19 protein-coding genes are annotated in these 16,456 nt (G+C 70.1%); 13 read left to right on the top strand and 6 right to left on the bottom strand.

The features are described 5' to 3' along the window. Positions 1-432: 432 nt before the first annotated feature. Positions 433-1,149: an IclR family transcriptional regulator gene (locus ACIBH1_RS16530; protein WP_181612747.1), complete on the bottom strand. Its 717-nt coding sequence runs from the start codon at positions 1,147-1,149 to the stop codon at positions 433-435. Positions 1,150-1,272: 123 nt separating this feature from the next. Between ACIBH1_RS16530 and leuC the strand changes: the two genes are divergently transcribed. The 4 genes from leuC (at position 1,273) to ACIBH1_RS16510 (ending at position 4,081) form a co-directional block, all read left to right on the top strand. Next, positions 1,273-2,637 (top strand): 3-isopropylmalate dehydratase large subunit, encoded by a 1,365-nt coding sequence (leuC, locus tag ACIBH1_RS16525; protein WP_397314587.1) that lies wholly within the window; start codon positions 1,273-1,275, stop codon positions 2,635-2,637. A gap of 257 nt (positions 2,638-2,894) precedes the next feature. Continuing rightward, positions 2,895-3,482, top strand: coding sequence for a 3-isopropylmalate dehydratase small subunit (leuD, locus tag ACIBH1_RS16520; RefSeq protein WP_397314586.1), 588 nt, complete (start codon positions 2,895-2,897; stop codon positions 3,480-3,482). Beyond that, complete coding sequence (locus tag ACIBH1_RS16515) at positions 3,461-3,691, top strand: hypothetical protein (RefSeq protein WP_397314585.1); 231 nt, start codon at positions 3,461-3,463, stop codon at positions 3,689-3,691. The genes leuD and ACIBH1_RS16515 overlap by 22 nt, the downstream gene beginning before the upstream one ends. 90 nt (positions 3,692-3,781) lie before the next feature. After that, complete coding sequence (locus ACIBH1_RS16510; RefSeq protein WP_397314584.1) at positions 3,782-4,081, top strand: HU family DNA-binding protein; 300 nt, start codon at positions 3,782-3,784, stop codon at positions 4,079-4,081. A gap of 44 nt (positions 4,082-4,125) precedes the next feature. Here ACIBH1_RS16510 and ACIBH1_RS16505 read toward each other — a convergent pair whose 3' ends face one another. After that, positions 4,126-4,329 carry a hypothetical protein gene (locus ACIBH1_RS16505; RefSeq protein ID WP_397314583.1) on the bottom strand — a complete coding sequence of 68 codons (204 nt, stop codon included), beginning with the start codon at positions 4,327-4,329 and terminating at the stop codon, positions 4,126-4,128. Positions 4,330-4,385: 56 nt separating this feature from the next. On the opposite strand from ACIBH1_RS16505, the gene ACIBH1_RS16500 reads away from it, so the two are divergent. After that, positions 4,386-5,609 carry an MFS transporter gene (locus ACIBH1_RS16500; protein ID WP_397314582.1) on the top strand — a complete coding sequence of 408 codons (1,224 nt, stop codon included), beginning with the start codon at positions 4,386-4,388 and terminating at the stop codon, positions 5,607-5,609. A 116-nt stretch (positions 5,610-5,725) separates the two neighbouring features. Here ACIBH1_RS16500 and cofC read toward each other — a convergent pair whose 3' ends face one another. Next, complete coding sequence (gene cofC / locus ACIBH1_RS16495) at positions 5,726-6,370, bottom strand: 2-phospho-L-lactate guanylyltransferase (protein ID WP_397314581.1); 645 nt, start codon at positions 6,368-6,370, stop codon at positions 5,726-5,728. Positions 6,371-6,452: 82 nt separating this feature from the next. Between cofC and ACIBH1_RS16490 the strand changes: the two genes are divergently transcribed. The 4 genes from ACIBH1_RS16490 to ACIBH1_RS16475 all read left to right on the top strand — a co-directional run bounded on the left by ACIBH1_RS16490 (position 6,453) and on the right by ACIBH1_RS16475 (position 10,544). Further along, entirely contained in the window at positions 6,453-7,673 is a 1,221-nt protein-coding gene (locus tag ACIBH1_RS16490) for an RNA-guided endonuclease InsQ/TnpB family protein (RefSeq protein WP_397314580.1), read from the top strand. A gap of 66 nt (positions 7,674-7,739) precedes the next feature. Next, positions 7,740-8,450 carry a lysophospholipid acyltransferase family protein gene (locus tag ACIBH1_RS16485; protein WP_397314579.1) on the top strand — a complete coding sequence of 237 codons (711 nt, stop codon included), beginning with the start codon at positions 7,740-7,742 and terminating at the stop codon, positions 8,448-8,450. Then, positions 8,443-9,453 (top strand): NAD(P)H-dependent glycerol-3-phosphate dehydrogenase, encoded by a 1,011-nt coding sequence (locus tag ACIBH1_RS16480; RefSeq protein WP_397314578.1) that lies wholly within the window; start codon positions 8,443-8,445, stop codon positions 9,451-9,453. Before ACIBH1_RS16485 ends, ACIBH1_RS16480 begins: the two co-directional genes overlap by 8 nt. 11 nt (positions 9,454-9,464) lie before the next feature. Further along, positions 9,465-10,544 carry a D-alanine--D-alanine ligase family protein gene (locus tag ACIBH1_RS16475; RefSeq protein ID WP_397314577.1) on the top strand — a complete coding sequence of 360 codons (1,080 nt, stop codon included), beginning with the start codon at positions 9,465-9,467 and terminating at the stop codon, positions 10,542-10,544. Here ACIBH1_RS16475 and ACIBH1_RS16470 read toward each other — a convergent pair. Next, positions 10,541-10,966, bottom strand: a complete 426-nt coding sequence (locus ACIBH1_RS16470) for a DUF3515 family protein (RefSeq protein ID WP_397314576.1) — start codon at positions 10,964-10,966, stop codon at positions 10,541-10,543. The two genes, ACIBH1_RS16475 and ACIBH1_RS16470, sit on opposite strands and share 4 nt — an antisense overlap. After that, positions 10,963-11,196, bottom strand: coding sequence for an Lrp/AsnC family transcriptional regulator (locus ACIBH1_RS16465; RefSeq protein WP_181612735.1), 234 nt, complete (start codon positions 11,194-11,196; stop codon positions 10,963-10,965). The genes ACIBH1_RS16470 and ACIBH1_RS16465 overlap by 4 nt, the downstream gene beginning before the upstream one ends. 83 nt (positions 11,197-11,279) lie before the next feature. Between ACIBH1_RS16465 and ACIBH1_RS16460 the strand changes: the two genes are divergently transcribed. From ACIBH1_RS16460 to thiD, 3 genes are all read left to right on the top strand, one after another. Then, on the top strand, positions 11,280-12,215 hold the full coding sequence (locus ACIBH1_RS16460) for a thiamine-phosphate kinase (protein WP_397314681.1): 936 nt from the start codon (positions 11,280-11,282) through the stop codon (positions 12,213-12,215). Positions 12,216-12,510: 295 nt separating this feature from the next. Next, positions 12,511-13,635 (top strand): hypothetical protein, encoded by a 1,125-nt coding sequence (locus ACIBH1_RS16455; protein WP_397314575.1) that lies wholly within the window; start codon positions 12,511-12,513, stop codon positions 13,633-13,635. 5 nt (positions 13,636-13,640) lie between these two features. After that, the gene (gene thiD / locus ACIBH1_RS16450) at positions 13,641-14,435 is read left to right on the top strand and encodes a bifunctional hydroxymethylpyrimidine kinase/phosphomethylpyrimidine kinase (protein WP_397314574.1); all 795 of its coding nucleotides are present in this window, start codon (positions 13,641-13,643) and stop codon (positions 14,433-14,435) included. A gap of 72 nt (positions 14,436-14,507) precedes the next feature. Here the strand turns inward: thiD and rpmB are convergent, their stop codons facing one another. Then, positions 14,508-14,693: a 50S ribosomal protein L28 gene (rpmB, locus tag ACIBH1_RS16445; RefSeq protein ID WP_181612732.1), complete on the bottom strand. Its 186-nt coding sequence runs from the start codon at positions 14,691-14,693 to the stop codon at positions 14,508-14,510. Between the two features lie 211 nt (positions 14,694-14,904). On the opposite strand from rpmB, the gene ACIBH1_RS16440 reads away from it, so the two are divergent. Then, positions 14,905-16,440, top strand: coding sequence for a DAK2 domain-containing protein (locus ACIBH1_RS16440; protein WP_397314573.1), 1,536 nt, complete (start codon positions 14,905-14,907; stop codon positions 16,438-16,440). The last annotated feature ends 16 nt before the right edge of the window (positions 16,441-16,456 follow it).

Below are 16,456 nucleotides of genomic sequence, written 5' to 3'. Positions count from 1 at the left end.
GGCTGGATGGGGTGGACGATTGCCTTTAGGGGAGGTAGGGGCGGCGCAGGGTGGGGTGTCGGCTCGGGAGGTGGGGTGCCCGGGATGCGGCGTCGTGTCGGCGAGGGAGTGGTCGGCAAGGGGCGGGGATGGCCGTCCGGCGTGTGGTGGGGCACTTGCAGGCGCCCGCGCGAGGACCGCGGAGGGGGCGGGATGCAGTGCGGGAATGCAGTGAGTGGGCTGGGACGTGGCGAGGGTGGCGAAACGGTGGGTCGCGGCGGGGTGGGGGCGGCGGGGAACGTGGCATGGCCACGGTGTGAAGCGAGCGGACCGGCGTCTTCGGCGGTGCCGCGTCACTGCGTGTCGACAGAACCCTGTCTCTCGAGGGGACCCCGGTCTTTCGAGGCGATATCCCTCAAGACGGCCTCTCTCAAGCGACCAGGACGACCTCTCTCAAGACGACCGTCGCATGGCCTCCGTGATCCGCTCCGCCGCCGACATCACCGGCACCGCGTGCAGCCGTCCCGGCGTCCTGGTCAGCCGCTCTATCGGCCCGGAAACAGACACCGCCGCGATCACCTTCCCCCCAGCCCCCCGGATGGGTGCCGACACGCTGGCCACGCCGTTCTCCCGCTCGCCCACGCTGTGCGCCCATCCACGGCGCCGTACAGATGCGAGCGTGGCGGCGGTGAACTTGGCCCCCCGCAACCCCCGGTGGAGCCGGTCGGGCTCCTCCCAGGCGAGCAGGATCTGGGCCGCCGATCCGGCGCTCATGGGAAGCGCGGAGCCGACGGGCACGGTGTCACGGAGTCCGCTGGCTCGTTCGGCGGCGGCCACGCAGACCCGCTCGTCGCCCTGGCGGCGGTAGAGCTGGGCGCTCTCTCCGGTCAAGTCGCGCAACTGGGTCAGCACGGGGGAGGCCACGGCCAGCAGCCGGTCCTCGCCGGCGGCGGTGGACAACTCGGAAAGGCGGGGCCCGAGCACGAAGCGGCCCTGGGTGTCTCGCGATACGAAACGGTGAAATTCCAGGGCTACCGCCAGCCGATGCGCTGTAGGCCTGGCCAAACCGGTCGCCTGGACCAGTTGCGCGAGCGAGGCTGGGCCCGCTTCGAGGGCGTTCAGCACCAAAACGGCCTTGTCGAGTACTCCGACTCCGCTAGAGTTGTCCATGTACCGATACTGCCGTCTCAGCATACGAGAAAGCAAGTCGGAGGGTCCCTGCGACCTGCAAAGGGCGGAAGGCAAGGGCGCTGACCGGAATTCCCCGGCGGGTCGCGATCGAAGGAGGAGATTATGGGCCGCACACTGGCGGAGAAGGTCTGGGAGCAACACGTCGTGCGACGTGCCGAAGGCGAACCCGACCTGCTCTTCATCGACCTGCACCTCATTCACGAGGTCACCAGCCCGCAGGCCTTCGACGGCCTGCGCATGGCCGGTCGGAAGGTGCGGCGCCCCGATCTCACCATCGCCACCGAGGACCACAACGTTCCCACGGTGCTCGGCCCGATCGAGGACCCGGTCTCCAAGACGCAGGTCGAGACGCTGCGCAAGAACGCCGCCGAGTTCGGCGTCCGGCTGCATCCCATGGGTGACGCCGGCCAGGGCGTGGTGCACATCATCGGGCCGCAGTTCGGCCTGACCCAGCCCGGCATGACGATCGTCTGCGGCGACTCCCACACCTCCACCCACGGCGCGTTCGGCGGCATCGCGTTCGGCATCGGCACCTCCGAGGTCGAGCACGTGCTGGCCACCCAGACGCTGCCCGCTTACCGCCCGAAGACGATGGCCATCGAGGTCAAGGGCGACCTGCCCGCGGGCGTCACGGCCAAGGACCTGATTCTGGCGATCATCGCCAAGATCGGCACGGGCGGCGGCCAGGGCTACATCGTGGAGTACCGCGGCGAGGCCATCCGCAAGCTCTCCATGGAGGGCCGGATGACCATCTGCAACATGTCCATCGAGGCCGGCGCCAGGGCAGGCATGATCGCCCCCGACGAGACCACCTTCGCCTACCTGAAGGGCCGCGCCCACGCGCCCCAGGGCGACGACTGGGACAAGGCGGTCGAGCACTGGAAGACGCTGCGCACCGATGACGACGCCGAGTTCGACCGGGTCGTGGAGATCGACGCGGCCGAGCTCAGCCCGTTCGTGACGTGGGGGACCAACCCCGGCCAGGGCGCTCCGCTGAACACCCCGATCCCGTCGCCGCGCAACAGCGAGGACGAGCGGGCCCTGCAGTACATGGGGCTGACCGCGGGCACGCCGCTGAGCGACATCGAGGTCGACACGGTCTTCGTGGGTTCGTGCACCAACGGCCGCATCGAGGACCTGCGGGCGGTCGCCGACATCCTCAAGGGCCGGCAGGTCAAGGCTCGCACGCTGATCGTCCCGGGCTCGATGCTGGTCAAGCTGGAGGCCGAGAAGGAGGGCCTCGACAAGGTCTTCACCGAGGCGGGTGCCGAGTGGCGCCAGGCCGGGTGCTCGATGTGTCTGGGCATGAACCCCGACACGCTGAAGCCGGGGGAGCGCAGCGCCTCCACCTCCAACCGCAACTTCGAGGGCCGGCAGGGCAAGGGCGGCCGCACGCACCTGGTGTCGCCGCAGGTCGCGGCAGCGAGCGCCGTCACCGGAAAGCTGACCGCACCGGCTGACCTCTGACGAGGTCCGCATGGCACGGCACGGCAAAGCGAAGCCGCGTACGCACGGCCGCGCGGAAGCCGACGAGCCGAAGCCGACGAGCCGAAGCCGACGAGCCGAAGCCGATGGCGAGAGCCGACGAGCGGAAGCCGACGAGCGAAGGCCGCCGAGCGAAGGCCGACGAGCGGAAGCCGACGAGCGAAGGCCGCCGAGCGGAAGCCGACGAGTGACAGCCGATCGCCCCTGACCACACCCCGCCCAGGAGAAGAGACCACGACATGGACGCATTCACCACCCACACCGGCACAGCGGTCCCCCTGCGCCGCAGCAACGTCGACACCGACCAGATCATCCCCGCCGTCTGGCTCAAGCAGGTCAGCCGTACCGGCTTCGAGAAGGGCCTGTTCTCCGCCTGGCGCGAGGACCCGGCCTTCGTCCTCAACCAGGACACCTATGCCGGCGCCACGATCCTGCTGGCCGGCCCCGACTTCGGCACCGGCTCCAGCCGCGAGCACGCCGTCTGGGCGATCCAGCAGTACGGCTTCCGCGCCGTGATCGCCGCCAGGTTCGGCGACATCTTCCGTAACAACTCCACGAAGATGGGCCTCCTGCCGGTCATCCTCGACGAGAAGGCCGTCGATCACCTGCACGATCTGGTCGAGGCCGACCCGTCCACGGAGATCACCGTCGACCTGGACAAGCGCGAGGTCAGGGTCGCGGGCGAGGCGCACTCGTTCGAGATCGACGACTACACCCGCTGGCGCCTGTTGGAGGGTCTCGACGACATCGGGCTGACCCTGCGTCACGCCGACGACATCGCCACGTACGAGAATGGTCGGCAGTCATGGCTGCCGACGACCGTCTAGACGAGCATCTAGAAGAAGACGATCTGGCGCGGCGGTTGCGCGATGCGCACCGCCGCGTCCGCCTGCTCACGCCCGCTCAGCAGCGGCGTTTCCTGGCGATCTGCGACCTCGCCAAACGCGATCCCGACCGGGCGGGAACCCGGCTCGACGCCTTCCTGGCGGATCTTCCCGACACGCCACGCAGTCAAGAAAACGCGCTTGGTGATTGAGTTCCCCAGCAATCGGCCTTAATTTCGAGCGCGTAAGGGGTTTCTACGTGGACGTCTGTGCTGGAACCCCGCGCCAATTCAGGGGGATAGATGAACAAGCGGGAACTCGTCGACGCCATCGCGCCGAAGGTGGGCGACAAGAAGACGGCCACCGAGGCCGTCAACGCGATTCTCGAGGCGATTCAGGGGGCCGTCGCGAGCGGTGACAAGGTCTCGATCACCGGCTTCGGCGCGTTCGAGATGGTTCACAAGCCGGCTCGCACGGCGAGGAACCCTTCCACCGGCGCCGAGATCAAGGTCGCCGAGAGCTGGGGGCCGAAGTTCCGTCCCGGCTCCGACTTCAAGGAGCTGGTGAACGCCGGCGGCAAGAAGGCTTCCAAGAAGAAGTAACGATTCACCCAGGAAACGGCCCTCGCGCATGCGGGGGCCGTTTTCTATTCCGGGACCGGAAAAGTCGACAGCGTCACATAGCTGATCTCGTCGCCGGTCAGCACGAGATTGACCCGCTGTCCTGAACGCAGCAGCCGCAGCGGCCCGGCGTCAAAGGCGCGGGCGCCGAATTCGAGCACCGCGCCGTCGTCGAGGAAGACCGTCCCGCTGCGGGTGGCCGGATCGAAGGTTCGCACCGTTCCCTGCACGGGTCCCAGAGTAATCGGGTTGACCCCGCGGCCACAGCCACGCAGGATCGATCTTCATGGCCGCCCAGGACAGCTTGTGGAGAAATCCGGCGTATCGCCGCTATCTCGGCGCCGACGTGCTGAGCCAGTTCGGCACCCAGGTGACGCTGGTCGCCCTTCCCCTGGTCGCGCTGATCACCCTCGACGCGACGCCGTTCCAGCTCGGCCTGCTCACCGCGGTGGAGATGATCCCGTTCCTGCTGGTGGGCCTGCCCGCGGGTGTCTGGGTGGACCGCATGCGGCGGCGGCCTATCCTCATCGTCACCGACCTCGTGCGCGCGGCCGCACTGGGCAGCGTCCCGCTCGCGGCGGCGCTGGGCCATCTGACCCTGCCCCACCTGTACGGCGTGGCACTGGTGGTGGGCGTGTGCGCAGTCTTCTTCGACGTCGCCCACATGAGCTTCCTGCCGTCGATCATCGACAAGGGGGCGCTGGCCAAGGCCATCGGCATGCTGGAGAGCCTGCGCAGCGTCGCGGGCGTGGCGGGGCCGGGCGTGGGCGGCGCGATGGTGCAGCTCCTCACCGCGCCCATCGCCCTGGCGGCCGACGCGATGAGCTACCTCGCGTCGGCGTTCCTGCTCAGGGGCCTGAAGGCCACCGAGGAGGTCAAGCCCGTCCAGGAGCGGCGCAGCCTCAGGGCCGAGCTGCTGGAGGGCATCCGCTACGTGCTCGGCCACCCGATCCTGCGCCGCGTGGCCATGGTCGGCGGCCTCAACATGCTCGCCAACGGCTTCTGGGCCGTCGTGCAGCCGCTCTTCCTGATCGAGGAGATCGGGGTCAGCGCCGCAGTCTACGGCCTGATCGTCTCCACGTACGGCGTCGGCGGCGTGGTCGGCGCCCTGATCGCGCCCAAGGTCGTGGAGCGGTTCGGCCTGGGCAGGGCGATGTACGGCGGGGCGTTGCTGGCGATGGTCTTCCCGCTGATCATCCCCTTCTCTGGGCCGGGCTGGCAGCTGGTGCTCTACCCGCTGGGCACCTTGACCTGGCTCATCGCGGCGGTCGTCTTCAACGTCGGTCAGGCCAGCTACCGGCAGGCGGTCACGCCCGACCACCTGCGGGGCCGCATGAACGCCAGCATGCGGTTCCTGATGTGGAGCATGATGCCGGTCGGCAGCGTGATCGCCGGCCTGCTGGCGGAGTCGCTGCCGATCTCCACGATGCTCTGGATCACCTGCCTGATCGTCACCGCGGCCCATCTGCCGATCACGCTCCACCTGCCCACCCGCGACCTGAAACTGTGACCGCCCCCGGGCCATGAGGCGGGCGATCAGCGCACCGGCCCACCGTCCGGCCCGCTCGAGCTCCCCGGTCAGCTCACCGGCCACCGGCCACCGTCCAGCCCGCCCCAGCTCCCAGGTCAGCGCACCGGCCAGCGTCCGGCTCGCTCCAGTTCCCCGACCACCGCGGCGGTGTGCCGTCCGAGGCCGAGCACGATGGCCGCGGCCAGGTCGTCGGGGGTGTCCACGTCGCGGCGCACCGAGTCGATGCCGTCGAGCGCCAGCTCCTTGGCCCCTCCCGCCAGGTGCCTGGCCCTCGATTCGCCGCCGAAGCGCGGGGTGAACGGCACGCCGGGCCGTACGCCGTAGAAGGTCGTGCCCACCTCCAGCGCGTCGGGCACGAATCCCTGCTCGAAGTCCTGCTCCAGCACCCGCGCCAGCTCGGGGGAGCGCAGCGCGGGCAGGTCGGCCTGCAGGGCGCCCACCGGATCGTCCGGCGCGAGCCGTACGGCATGGGCGGCTCCGGTGCGCAGCGCGGTGTTGAGACCGCGGTCCGGATCGTGGACCACCACGGCCCCGAGTTCGCCCAGCGGCCCCGCGGCCAGGGGGTCGGCGGTGACGACGATGACCCGCGCCACGCCGGGGCAGGAGAGGGCGGCGGAGGCCGTGTCGCAGGCGACGGCGACGGCCAGGCGCTCGCGATGCGGCCCCAGCGCGGCTGCCAGCCGGGTCTTCGCGGCGACCAGGGTCTTCACCGGGATGACCAGGGACCAGCGGTTCGTCATCCGAGCTCCTTGAGCCGGTGGGACGTCGTCCATCACAATCCTTCAATCGTGCTCACATACTAGTGTGCTAATTTGTGAGGCCATGGAGCAGCGCAGGAAGCGGGCGTTCCGTTACCGCTTCTACCCGACCGATGCGCAGGCGGCGGAGCTGTCGCGCACGTTCGGCTGTGTTCGTAAGGTCTACAACATGGCGCTCGCCGCACGCACCCAGGCATGGGCTCGTCAGGAGCGGCTGAACTACAACCAGACGTCGGAGATGTTGACGGCCTGGAAGAAGGCCGCGGACCTGGCCTACCTGAACGAGGTGTCCTCTGTTCCGCTCCAGCAGGCGCTCCGACACCTCCAGGCGGCGTTCAGCAGCTTCTTCTCGAAGCAGGCGGGCTATCCGCGGTTCAAGAGCCGGAAACGCTCGTCAAGGAGCGCGGAGTACACCACTTCTGCCTTCCGCTACCGCGACGGGACTCTCACCCTGGCGAAGATGACGGAGCCGCTGGCCATCGTCTGGTCGCGACCGCTCCCCGAGGGGGCCGCGCCTTCGATGGTGACCGTGTCCCAGGACAGGGCGGGGCGGTGGTTCGTGTCGATGCTGTGCGACGATCCGAGCCTGGTCCCGCTGCAGGTGAGTGACGCGGACGTGGGGATCGGTGCGGGGCCGGACCATCTGATGATCCTGTCCACGGGGGAGAAGGTCGCCGGCCTCCGGCACGATCGCCGCGATCGGTTGCGGCTGGCCCGAGCCCAGCGCTCCCTGGCTCGCAAGCAGAAGGGCGATGGAGCCAACAGGGTCAAGGCGGGACGCCGGGTTGCGCGGATCCATGCCCGGATCCGTGACCGCCGGCATGACCACCTGCACAAGCTGACCACTCGACTCGTGCGTGAGAACCAAACGCTCGTGATCGAGGATCTCGCGCCCGGCACCAGGAAATGCGCCATCAGTGATGCGGCCTGGGCCGAGTTCCGGCGCATGCTGGAGTACAAGGCGAGCTGGTACGGGCGGGAGGTCGTGGTCGTCGACCGCTTCTTCCCTTCGTCCAGGCTCTGCTCCCGTTGCGGCGTTCTCGCCAAGACGATGCCCTTGGCAGTTCGTGAATGGACGTGCGTAAGCTGTGGTGCGGTTCATGACCGGGATGTGAACGCGGCACGTAACCTTCTGGCCGCCGGGCTGGCGGTGTCGGTCTGTGGAGCCGGTGTAAGACCCCAACGGAGGACTCCGGGCGGGCAGGCGGTGTCGAAGCAGAATGCCTCGCGGCGTGAGCTGCGAGAATCTCCCTCGTCCGCGAGGGGGAGGAAGCCAAAGAGTTAACTATCGCGGCTCAACTTCGTGTGTGAACATTGGGGCGCAATCCGTGCGTTTGTTGGAGGAAAGTCCGTGAGTCGTCCCAACCGACCGACCCGCTTCTGGGAGTGGCTGGCCGTAGTGATCGTCAAGCCGCTCTCGCGGCTGCTGGTGAAGAAGGACTGGCGCCACGGCGAGCGGGTTCCCCGGCAGGGCGGACTGATCATCGCGGCGAACCACCTGTCGTGGTCGGACCCGGTGCTGATCTCGCACTTCCTCTACAACAACGGCCGCTGGCCGGTCATCCTGGCCAAGTCGGGCCTGTTCGAGGTGCCGGTGCTGCGGGTGGCGGTCAAGGCGCTGCTGGCCATCCCCGTCTACCGTGGCAGCACCGACGCGGCCAAGTCGCTCGACATCTCGCGTGAGCGCCTGCGGAACGGCGCCGCCGTGCTCTTCTACCCCGAGGGCACCTGCACCCGCGACCCCGAGCTGTGGCCCATGCAGGGCAAGACCGGCGTGGCGCGGCTGGCGCTGGAGACCGGCGCGAAGGTCATCCCCGTGGCCCACTGGGGCGCCCAGGAGCTGCTGCCGTACGGCTCGTCGAAGCCCAAGCCGTTTCCCCGCAAGACCTTCCAGGTGTCGGTGGGCGAGCCGGTCGACCTGTCGAAGTACGAAGGCCAGCCGATGCGCGGCAAGGTGCTCAAGGAAGCCACCAACGACATCATGATGGCCATCACCCACCAGCTGGCCGAGCTGCGCGGCGAGAAGGCGCCGGAGAAGCCGTGGGAGCCCTCCGATGACTAGGGCCGCGGTGTTCGGAGCCGGATCGTGGGGCACGGCCTTCGCGATGATCCTGGAGAAGGCCGGCACGGAGACGGTCATCCAGGGGCGTCGCACCGAGATCGTCGAGGCGATCAACCGGCGGCACGAGAACCCCGACTACCTGCCCGGCGTCAAGCTGCCCGAAACGCTGCGCGCCACCACCGATGCCGCCGAGGCGCTCCAGGGTGCCGATTTCGTCGTGCTGGCCGTGCCCTCTCAGACGTTGCGCGAGAACCTCACGGCCTGGAAGCCGCACCTGCCCGAGGGGGCGGTGCTGGTCAGCCTGATGAAGGGCATCGAGCTCGGCACCACCAAGCGCATGAGCGAGGTCATGATGGAGGTGGCCGAGCTGCCCGCCGAGCGGGTGGCGGTCGTCTCGGGGCCGAACCTCGTCGGCGAGATCGTGCGCGGCCAGCCGTCCGCGACCGTGGTGTCGTGCGTCGACGAGCAGGTGATGGACCGGCTCCAGCAGGCCTGCCACGTGCCGCCGTGGTTTCGCGCCTACACCAATCCCGACGTGGTCGGGGTGGAGCTCGGCGGCGCGATCAAGAACGTCATCGCGCTGGCGATCGGCGTCGCCCAGGGCATGGGCATGGGCGACAACGTCAGCGCGCTCATGATGACGCGCGGCCTGGCCGAGATCTCCCGCCTGGGCGCCGCGCTTGGGGCCGACCCGCACACCTTCGCGGGGCTGGCCGGCATGGGCGACCTGATCGCCAGCTGCAACTCGCCGCTCGCGCGCAACCGCACCTTCGGCGAGAAGCTGGGGCGCGGCATGACGCTGGAGGAGGCCATCGCCTCCACCAAGCAGACCGTCGAGGGCGTCAAGTCCGCGGAGTCGGTGCTGGAGCTGGCACGCAAGCACGACGTGGAGATGCCGATCACCGAGGTGGTCGTCGGAGTGGTGCATGACGGGATGGCTCCTGCCGAAGCGGGCGTATTGCTCATGTCGCGCTCACCCAAGCCTGAGCGGTATGGCGTGTAGATTCGGTTCACATGAGCAAGCCACGCGTAGCCGTCGTTTTCGGTGGCCGGAATTCGGAGCACGCCGTCTCCCTCATGGGGGCGGGCAGTGTGCTGCAGGCCATCGACACCAGCAAGTATGACGTGATCCCGATCGGGATCACCCAGGACGGCCGGTGGGTGCTCGTCGGCGGGGACCAGCGTTACGCCATCGAGGGCGGGCAGCTGCCCGTGGTCGACGAGTCGGGCACGCTGGTGGCGCTGCCCTCCAGCGAGCTGGTCTCGATCGAGCCAGGCCAGGGCCTGGGTGAGGTCGACGTGGTCTTCCCCGTGATGCACGGCCCGTTCGCCGAGGACGGCACCATCCAGGGCCTGCTGGAGATGGCTGGCGTGCGCTACGTCGGCTCCGGGGTGCTGGCCAGCGCGGCCGGCATGGACAAGGCCTTCATGAAGACCGTCATGGCCGCCGCGGGGCTGCCGATCGGACGCTACGTGGTGGTGCGCGAGCGCGACTGGCGCCTCGACAGGGAGCGGGTGCTCAAGGAGGCCGAGGAGCTGGGCTGGCCGGTCTTCGTCAAGCCGGCCAGGGCGGGCTCCTCGCGCGGCATCTCCAAGGCGCACGACCGCGCCTCGCTGGAGGAGGCGGTCGAGCTGGCCCGCGAGCACGACCCCAAGGTGCTGATCGAGGCGGCCATCGACGGGCGTGAGGTCGAGTGCGCCGTGCTGGAGCAGCTCGACGACCAGCCGCCGCTGGCCTCCCAGCCCGGCGAGGTCATCGTCGAGGGCGGCCAGGACTTCTTCGACTTCGAGGCCAAGTACTACCCCGAGCAGATGTCGCTGACGGTCCCGGCCGACCTGCCCACGGAGGTGGCCGAGGAGCTGCGCGCGATGGCGGTCAAGGCCTACGAGACGCTGGGCTGCGAGGGCGTGTCCCGGGTCGACTTCTTCTACACGCCCGAGGGCAAGCTGATCTTCAATGAGATCAACACGCTGCCCGGGTTCACCTCGTTGTCGGTGGCGCCGCAGCTGCTGGCGCACTCGGGGATCGACTACCCGCAGCTGGTCGACCACCTCATCCAGCTCGCCCTGCGCCGCGAGCCTGGGCTTCGCTAGCTCGTCGTGGTGGCCGTCTTGACCGGCTCCGACAGGTCGGCCAGGACCTCGGCGGGTTCGTGCGTGCGCGCGGCCGTCACCTCGACGTAGGCCGTGTCGGTGACGGCCGTGAAGAGGGTCGGCGTGTCGGGGTCGGCGAACCAGCCCACCCCGTTGATCTCCAGGAGCTGGTCGGTGGGCGCCATCTGGCTGGGCCTGGACACGCCGCAGCGCAGCGCGATCTCGCCGTCCCCCCAGACGGCGACATACGCCGACTCCGGGCTGGACCGGCCGCGCTCCAGCCCGGCCAACTGCGCGGGCAGAGATCCACTGAGGCGGCCGCACGCCGCGGCCGCCTCGCCCTGCGGAACCGGAGGTTCCACCTGTACGGCTGCGCCGCAACCGGCGAGCACGAGCAGGCTGAGCAGGGCGAAGCTTCTCATATGTGCACGATAGGGCACGTCAGAGTGCGGGTGATGCCGTCCACGGCCTGGATCTGGGCGACGACGAGTTTGCCGAGTTCGTCCACGTTCCTGGCCTCGGCGCGCACGATCACGTCGTACGGGCCGGTGACGTCCTCGGCCTGGGTGACCCCCTGGATCGCGGCGATCTCTCTGGCCACGTCGGCCGCCTTGCCAACCTCGGTCTGAATCAGGATGTAGGCCTGCACCATTGCGTCCTCCCGGGCAATTGGATCACGCCGAAGGGCCACCGTACCCTGTTGCCTGTTGGAGGTGCGTCATCACAGTTGGAAATATTGGCGAATTTGGTGCTATAGGCCGCATTACCGCTCGTCTGCCCCAAGGCGCGCCGGTCCTGGTCGGTCCCGGTGACGATGCTGCGATGATCAGCGCCTCCGATGGGCGTGTCGTCGTGTCAACTGATCTGTTGATCGAGGGTAGGCACTTTCGCCGCGATTGGTCCAGCGGGTACGACGTCGGCAGGAAGGCGGCGGCCCAGAACCTGGCCGACGCGGCGGCCATGGGAGCCGTGCCGACCGCGCTCGTGGTCGGGCTCGGGCTGCCCGCCGATCTCCCCGTCGAATGGCTGGAGGCGCTGACCGACGGGCTGCGCGACGAGTGCGCCCTCGTGGGGGCGAGCGTGGCGGGCGGCGACATCACCCGCTGCCCGCTGGTCGTCATGGGCGTGACCGTCCTGGGCGACCTGGAGGGGCGCGCTCCCGTGCTGCGCTCGGGGGCCAGGCCGGGACAGGTCGTGGCGGTCAGCGGGCTGCTGGGGTACTCAGCGGCAGGGCTGGCGATGCTGGAGAAGTACGGCGAGGACGCCTCGGGAGAGGTGGTGGAGGTCCATCGACGGCCCCGCCCGCCGTACGCCGCCGGACCCGAGGCCGCGCGGCTGGGGGCGACCGCGATGCTCGACGTCAGCGACGGTCTGGTGCAGGATCTCGGGCACATCGCGGCGGCCAGCGGGGTGGGCATCGTGCTCGACCCCGAGCTGCTGCGGGCCGACGACGCGGTGGCCCGGGCCGCGGCCGAAGCGGGGGCCGATCCGCTCGACTGGGTGCTGGCCGGAGGGGAGGATCACGCGCTCGCGGCGGTCTTCCCGAGTGACATATGCCTCACGGCGGGGTGGAACGTTGCAGGCAGGGTGGTCGAGGGTGAGGGCGTGCAGGTCGCCGGGCGTGTCGCGCCGTCGCGGGGCTGGGACCACTTCAGTCCTGACATGCCTTGACTCTCGCGTGACACACGGGAAAGTTGTGACAAAGGCGTAGTAAAGGTGTTATGAAGTTTGGCGGCCACTGTACCCGGCAGAAAGGGCGACTATGGGCCGCCACGGCAGCGGTGGATCGGAGAGCGAATATCAGCGTGGGGCGGATCAGACCGATCCGAGGGCCTCGTGGTCCTGGTCGGAGGAGTCCGTCTCGACAGGGGCGTTCTGGCCGGCCGAACGGCCCGCCCCCGAGCAGCCCGCCCCCGAGCAACCCGCTTCTCAGCCCGCATGGCCGCAACCGCCCGACAGGCCGGCGGTGACCGGCCAGTGGGCCAGGCCTGCCCCGGAGCAGCCCTACCACCTGCCTCCGCAGGACAGCCGCCACCAGGCGCTCGACGAGACCGCAGAGGTCCCCTGGGACCAGCGGGCCTCCTTCAACGCGCCGCCCCCCGAACGCGGCGACGTCAAGGTCGCCGGAGCGCCCGTCCCGGCGTGGGCGGAGAGCCAGACCGCCTTCCTGGGCTCCGGCTGGAGCAACGACGACTCGGGGTGGGGCAACGACGACACCGGCGGCTCGCGCTGGTCCGGTGGCGAGGAGCTGCCTGGCGACGAAGGGCGCAGGCGCGGACGGCGACGCCCGCGTTCCGGCGGCCGGCCGCCAGGAGGCGCTCAGGGCCGGGGCAAGGCGGCCCTGCTGGCCGTCGCCGCGGTCGCGGTGGTGCTCGGCGGCTCCGTGGTCGGCGTGCGGATGGTGAGCTCGTCGTCGTCCGCCGAGTGCACGGGCGACTCCTGCCAGGCGGCCTCGGGCCAGCCCCTGCCGACCGTCTCCGATTCCGGTGCGGCCGACGAGAGCCCCCAGACCGAGGCGGACCAGACCCCGGAGTCGGAGCAGTCTCCGACCGCGCGCACGCCTGGCCGTACGACCACACCGCGCCCGGCCAGGCCCACGCCCACCAAGAGCAAGCTGAAACAGACCCAGCGCCCGGTCAGCGAACCGTCCCCGGACTTCACGGAGACGTCGCCGACCGCCGAGCCCACCTCCACCGAGAAGGAGGACGCTCCGATCTTCCAGGACGACCCGGGCGACGACGGCCGGCCCACGGTCGAGCCGACCACCGACACCTTCGGACGGCAGAGCAGCAGCCAGGTCGGCGTCACCTTCGACCTCCTGGAGCAGGGCAGGCGCGGCTACACCGCCGAGGTCTCGGTGACCAACCACACCGGCTCGCCGCTGAGCGCCGCCACCGTCACCGTCCCGGTCTCCGGCGACGTCTTCGACGTGGCGGGAGCCAACTGGACCCAGGACGGCGACCTGCTCATCCTCGACCTGCCCGGCGAGCTGGCCGAGGGCGGGCAGGCCACGGTGACCGTCAGCGCGTACGGCCAGGCGGAGGAGCCCTCGACCTGTGGCGTGGTCGGCGCGGAGTGTGTGATGGGATAGGAAGCGTGTCGCTTCGTACCCCTCCACGTGTTCTGACCGTCGCCGGATCCGACTCCGGCGGAGGCGCGGGCATCCAGGCCGACCTCAAGACCATGCTGGCCCTGGGCGTGCACGGCATGAGCGTCATCGCCGCCGTCACCGCGCAGAACTCCCTGGGCGTCCAGGGCTACTGGGAGCTGCCTCCCGAGGCCGTGCGAGCGCAGCTCGACTCGGTGCTCGGCGACATCGGGGCGCAGGCGATCAAGACCGGCATGCTGGCCTCTCCCGTGCTCGTGGAGACGGTCGCCACCGCGCTGGCCGCCTACCCCGCGCCCGTGGTGGTCGATCCCGTGGGCGTCTCCAAGCACGGCGACCCGCTGCTGGCCCCCGAGGCGGTCGACACGGTCAAGACACTGCTGCTGCCGGTGGCGACGGTCGTCACGCCCAACCTGTGGGAGGTCGAGCAGCTCACGGGCGTGCGCGTGGAGTCAGAGTCCGACCTGCGGCGCGCCGCCGACGCCGTGCTGGAGCTGGGGCCGCGCTGGGCGCTCATCAAGGGCGGCCACCTGCCGGGTGAGCCGGTCGACCTGCTCACCGACGGCGACCGGGAGCACCTGTTCAGGGCCGAGCGGCTCGACAACCGGCACACGCACGGCACGGGCTGCACGCTGGCCTCGGCGATCGCCTCGCACCTGGCGCTGGGCGACGACGTGCCGGGAGCGGTGGGCAAGGCCAAGGATTACGTCACCGGGGCGATCGGGCTCGGCTTCCCGCTCGGCGACGGCATCGGCCCGGTCGACCACGCCTGGAAGTGGCGCTGAGCGTCTTCCCGTTTCGGGCATGACAAAAGCCCGGCGGGGTGCGCCGGGCTTCGCCTCGCTTCGCCGAAGGCCTTAGCGGGTGACCTTGCCGGCCTTGATGCACGAGGTGCAGACGTTCAGCTTCTTCGGCGTGCCGCCGACGACCGCGCGAACGGTCTGGATGTTCGGGTTCCACCGGCGGCGGGTGCGGCGGTGGGAGTGGGAGATGTTGTTGCCGAAGGTCGGGCCCTTGGCGCAGACATCGCAGACGGAAGCCACGGTATCGCTCCTTCAAACAGTCGATATACAGCCCGTTCCGCTGATGCTTGGCCTTGCGGAGGGCATGCCGGGACAACCGGCGAGCTAGTCGAGGATATCCGATCCGGATGGATGGGTGCCACGCGAGCTCGGCAGAGCTACTCAACAGGGCCCGGTTCGTGGGGATATTCTCCTGACATCCAAGATACCGCACACCGAGGAGCGCGCGAGAGTGAGCACGGTTCTCGACCCGCCCGCGGTGCGGCGCTGGGCCAGGCTGTCGGCTGACACGCTGGGCCGGGCCAGGGCGGAGATCGACGCGCTCAACGTCTTCCCCGTCGCCGACGGCGACACGGGCACGAACCTGCACATGACGATGTTGTCGGCCGCGGAGGCCGTGGAGTCGCTTCCCGACGACGTCGACGTGGCCGTGGTGTGGCAGACCCTGTCGTACGGCGCGCTGGTGGGCGCGCGCGGCAACTCCGGCGTGATCGTCAGCCAGGCGCTGCGCGGACTGGCCGAGGTGCTGAAGAACGGCGAGTCCGACCTGCGCGGCGCGCTGGTGAGGGGTGCGGAGCTGGCGCGCGGGGCGGTGGCCAGACCCGTCGAGGGCACCGTGCTGAGCGTGCTCGAAGCCGTGGCGACAGCCGTACGAGATCTTGAAGGTGACCTCGAAGAGGTCGCCAGGTGCGCGGCGGCGGAGGCGCGGTCGGCGCTCAGCCGGACGCCAGGGCAGCTGGAGGTCCTGGCCCGTAGCGGCGTCGTCGACGCCGGCGGGGCGGGCCTGGCGATCATCCTGGACACGCTCGTGTCGGTGCTGACCGGGTCGGGGCCGCGGCGCTACGAGGTGCCCGCGCCGACCGCGCCCGTGGTGCCGATGACCGAGGCCGGCGCGGGATACGAGGTCATGTACCTGCTCGACGCCCCGTCGCTGGGCAACCTGCGCGACGAGCTCGACGGCATGGGCGACTCGCTGGTGATCGTCGGCGGCGACGGCCTGTGGAACGTGCACGTGCACTGCGACGACGCCGGCCAGGCGATCGAGGCGGGCCTGCGCGTGGGCCGCCCGCACCGCATCAGGGTGACCTACCTGGCCGAGCGCACCCACCGCGGCAACGCCGGGCGCGGCGTGGTGGCCGTGGCCGCGGGCGACGGCATCGCGGCGCTGTTCGAGGAGGCGGGGGCCGTCGTGGTCAGGCGCGAGCCCGGCACCTCGCCGCCGCTTCCCGCGATGCTGGCGGCCATCAGGGAGGCGGGCAGCGAGGTCGCGGTGCTCCCCAACGACGAGGGCGTGCGCGCGGTGTCCATCGCGGCGGCGGAGATCGCCCGCGAGGACGGCGTGGTGGTCAGCGTCCTGCCGACCAAGGCGACCGTCCAGGGACTGGCCGCGCTGGCCGTCCACGACCCGCTGCGGCGCTTCGACGACGACGTGGTGGCGATGACCGACGCCGCGGGGCACACCAGGTATGGCCACGTCACCGTCGCCGACCGCCAGGCGATGACCAGCGCGGGCGTGTGCCGTCCCGGCGACGTGCTGGGCCTGATCGACGGCGACGTGGTGGACCTCGGCCCCGATCTCGGCGAGCTGTCCATGCGCCTGGTGCAGCGCATGGTGGCGGGCGGCGGCGAGCTGGTGACGCTGGTCACCGGCAAGGACGCGCCGCCTTCGCTGGCCCAGGCGGTCGCCGACCACCTCGGGCCGCTGGTCGAGGTGGTCGTCTACGAGGGCGGTCAGGGCGGATACCCGTTGCTCATCGGAGTGGAGTAGGGCGTTACTGTCGCCC

Origin of the sequence: Nonomuraea sp. NPDC050663 (assembly GCF_044456985.1) — a bacterium.
GTDB lineage: Bacteria > Actinomycetota > Actinomycetes > Streptosporangiales > Streptosporangiaceae > Nonomuraea.
Note: the sequence above shows the minus strand (reverse complement) of the source record. Positions and strands in the feature narration are given on the sequence as shown.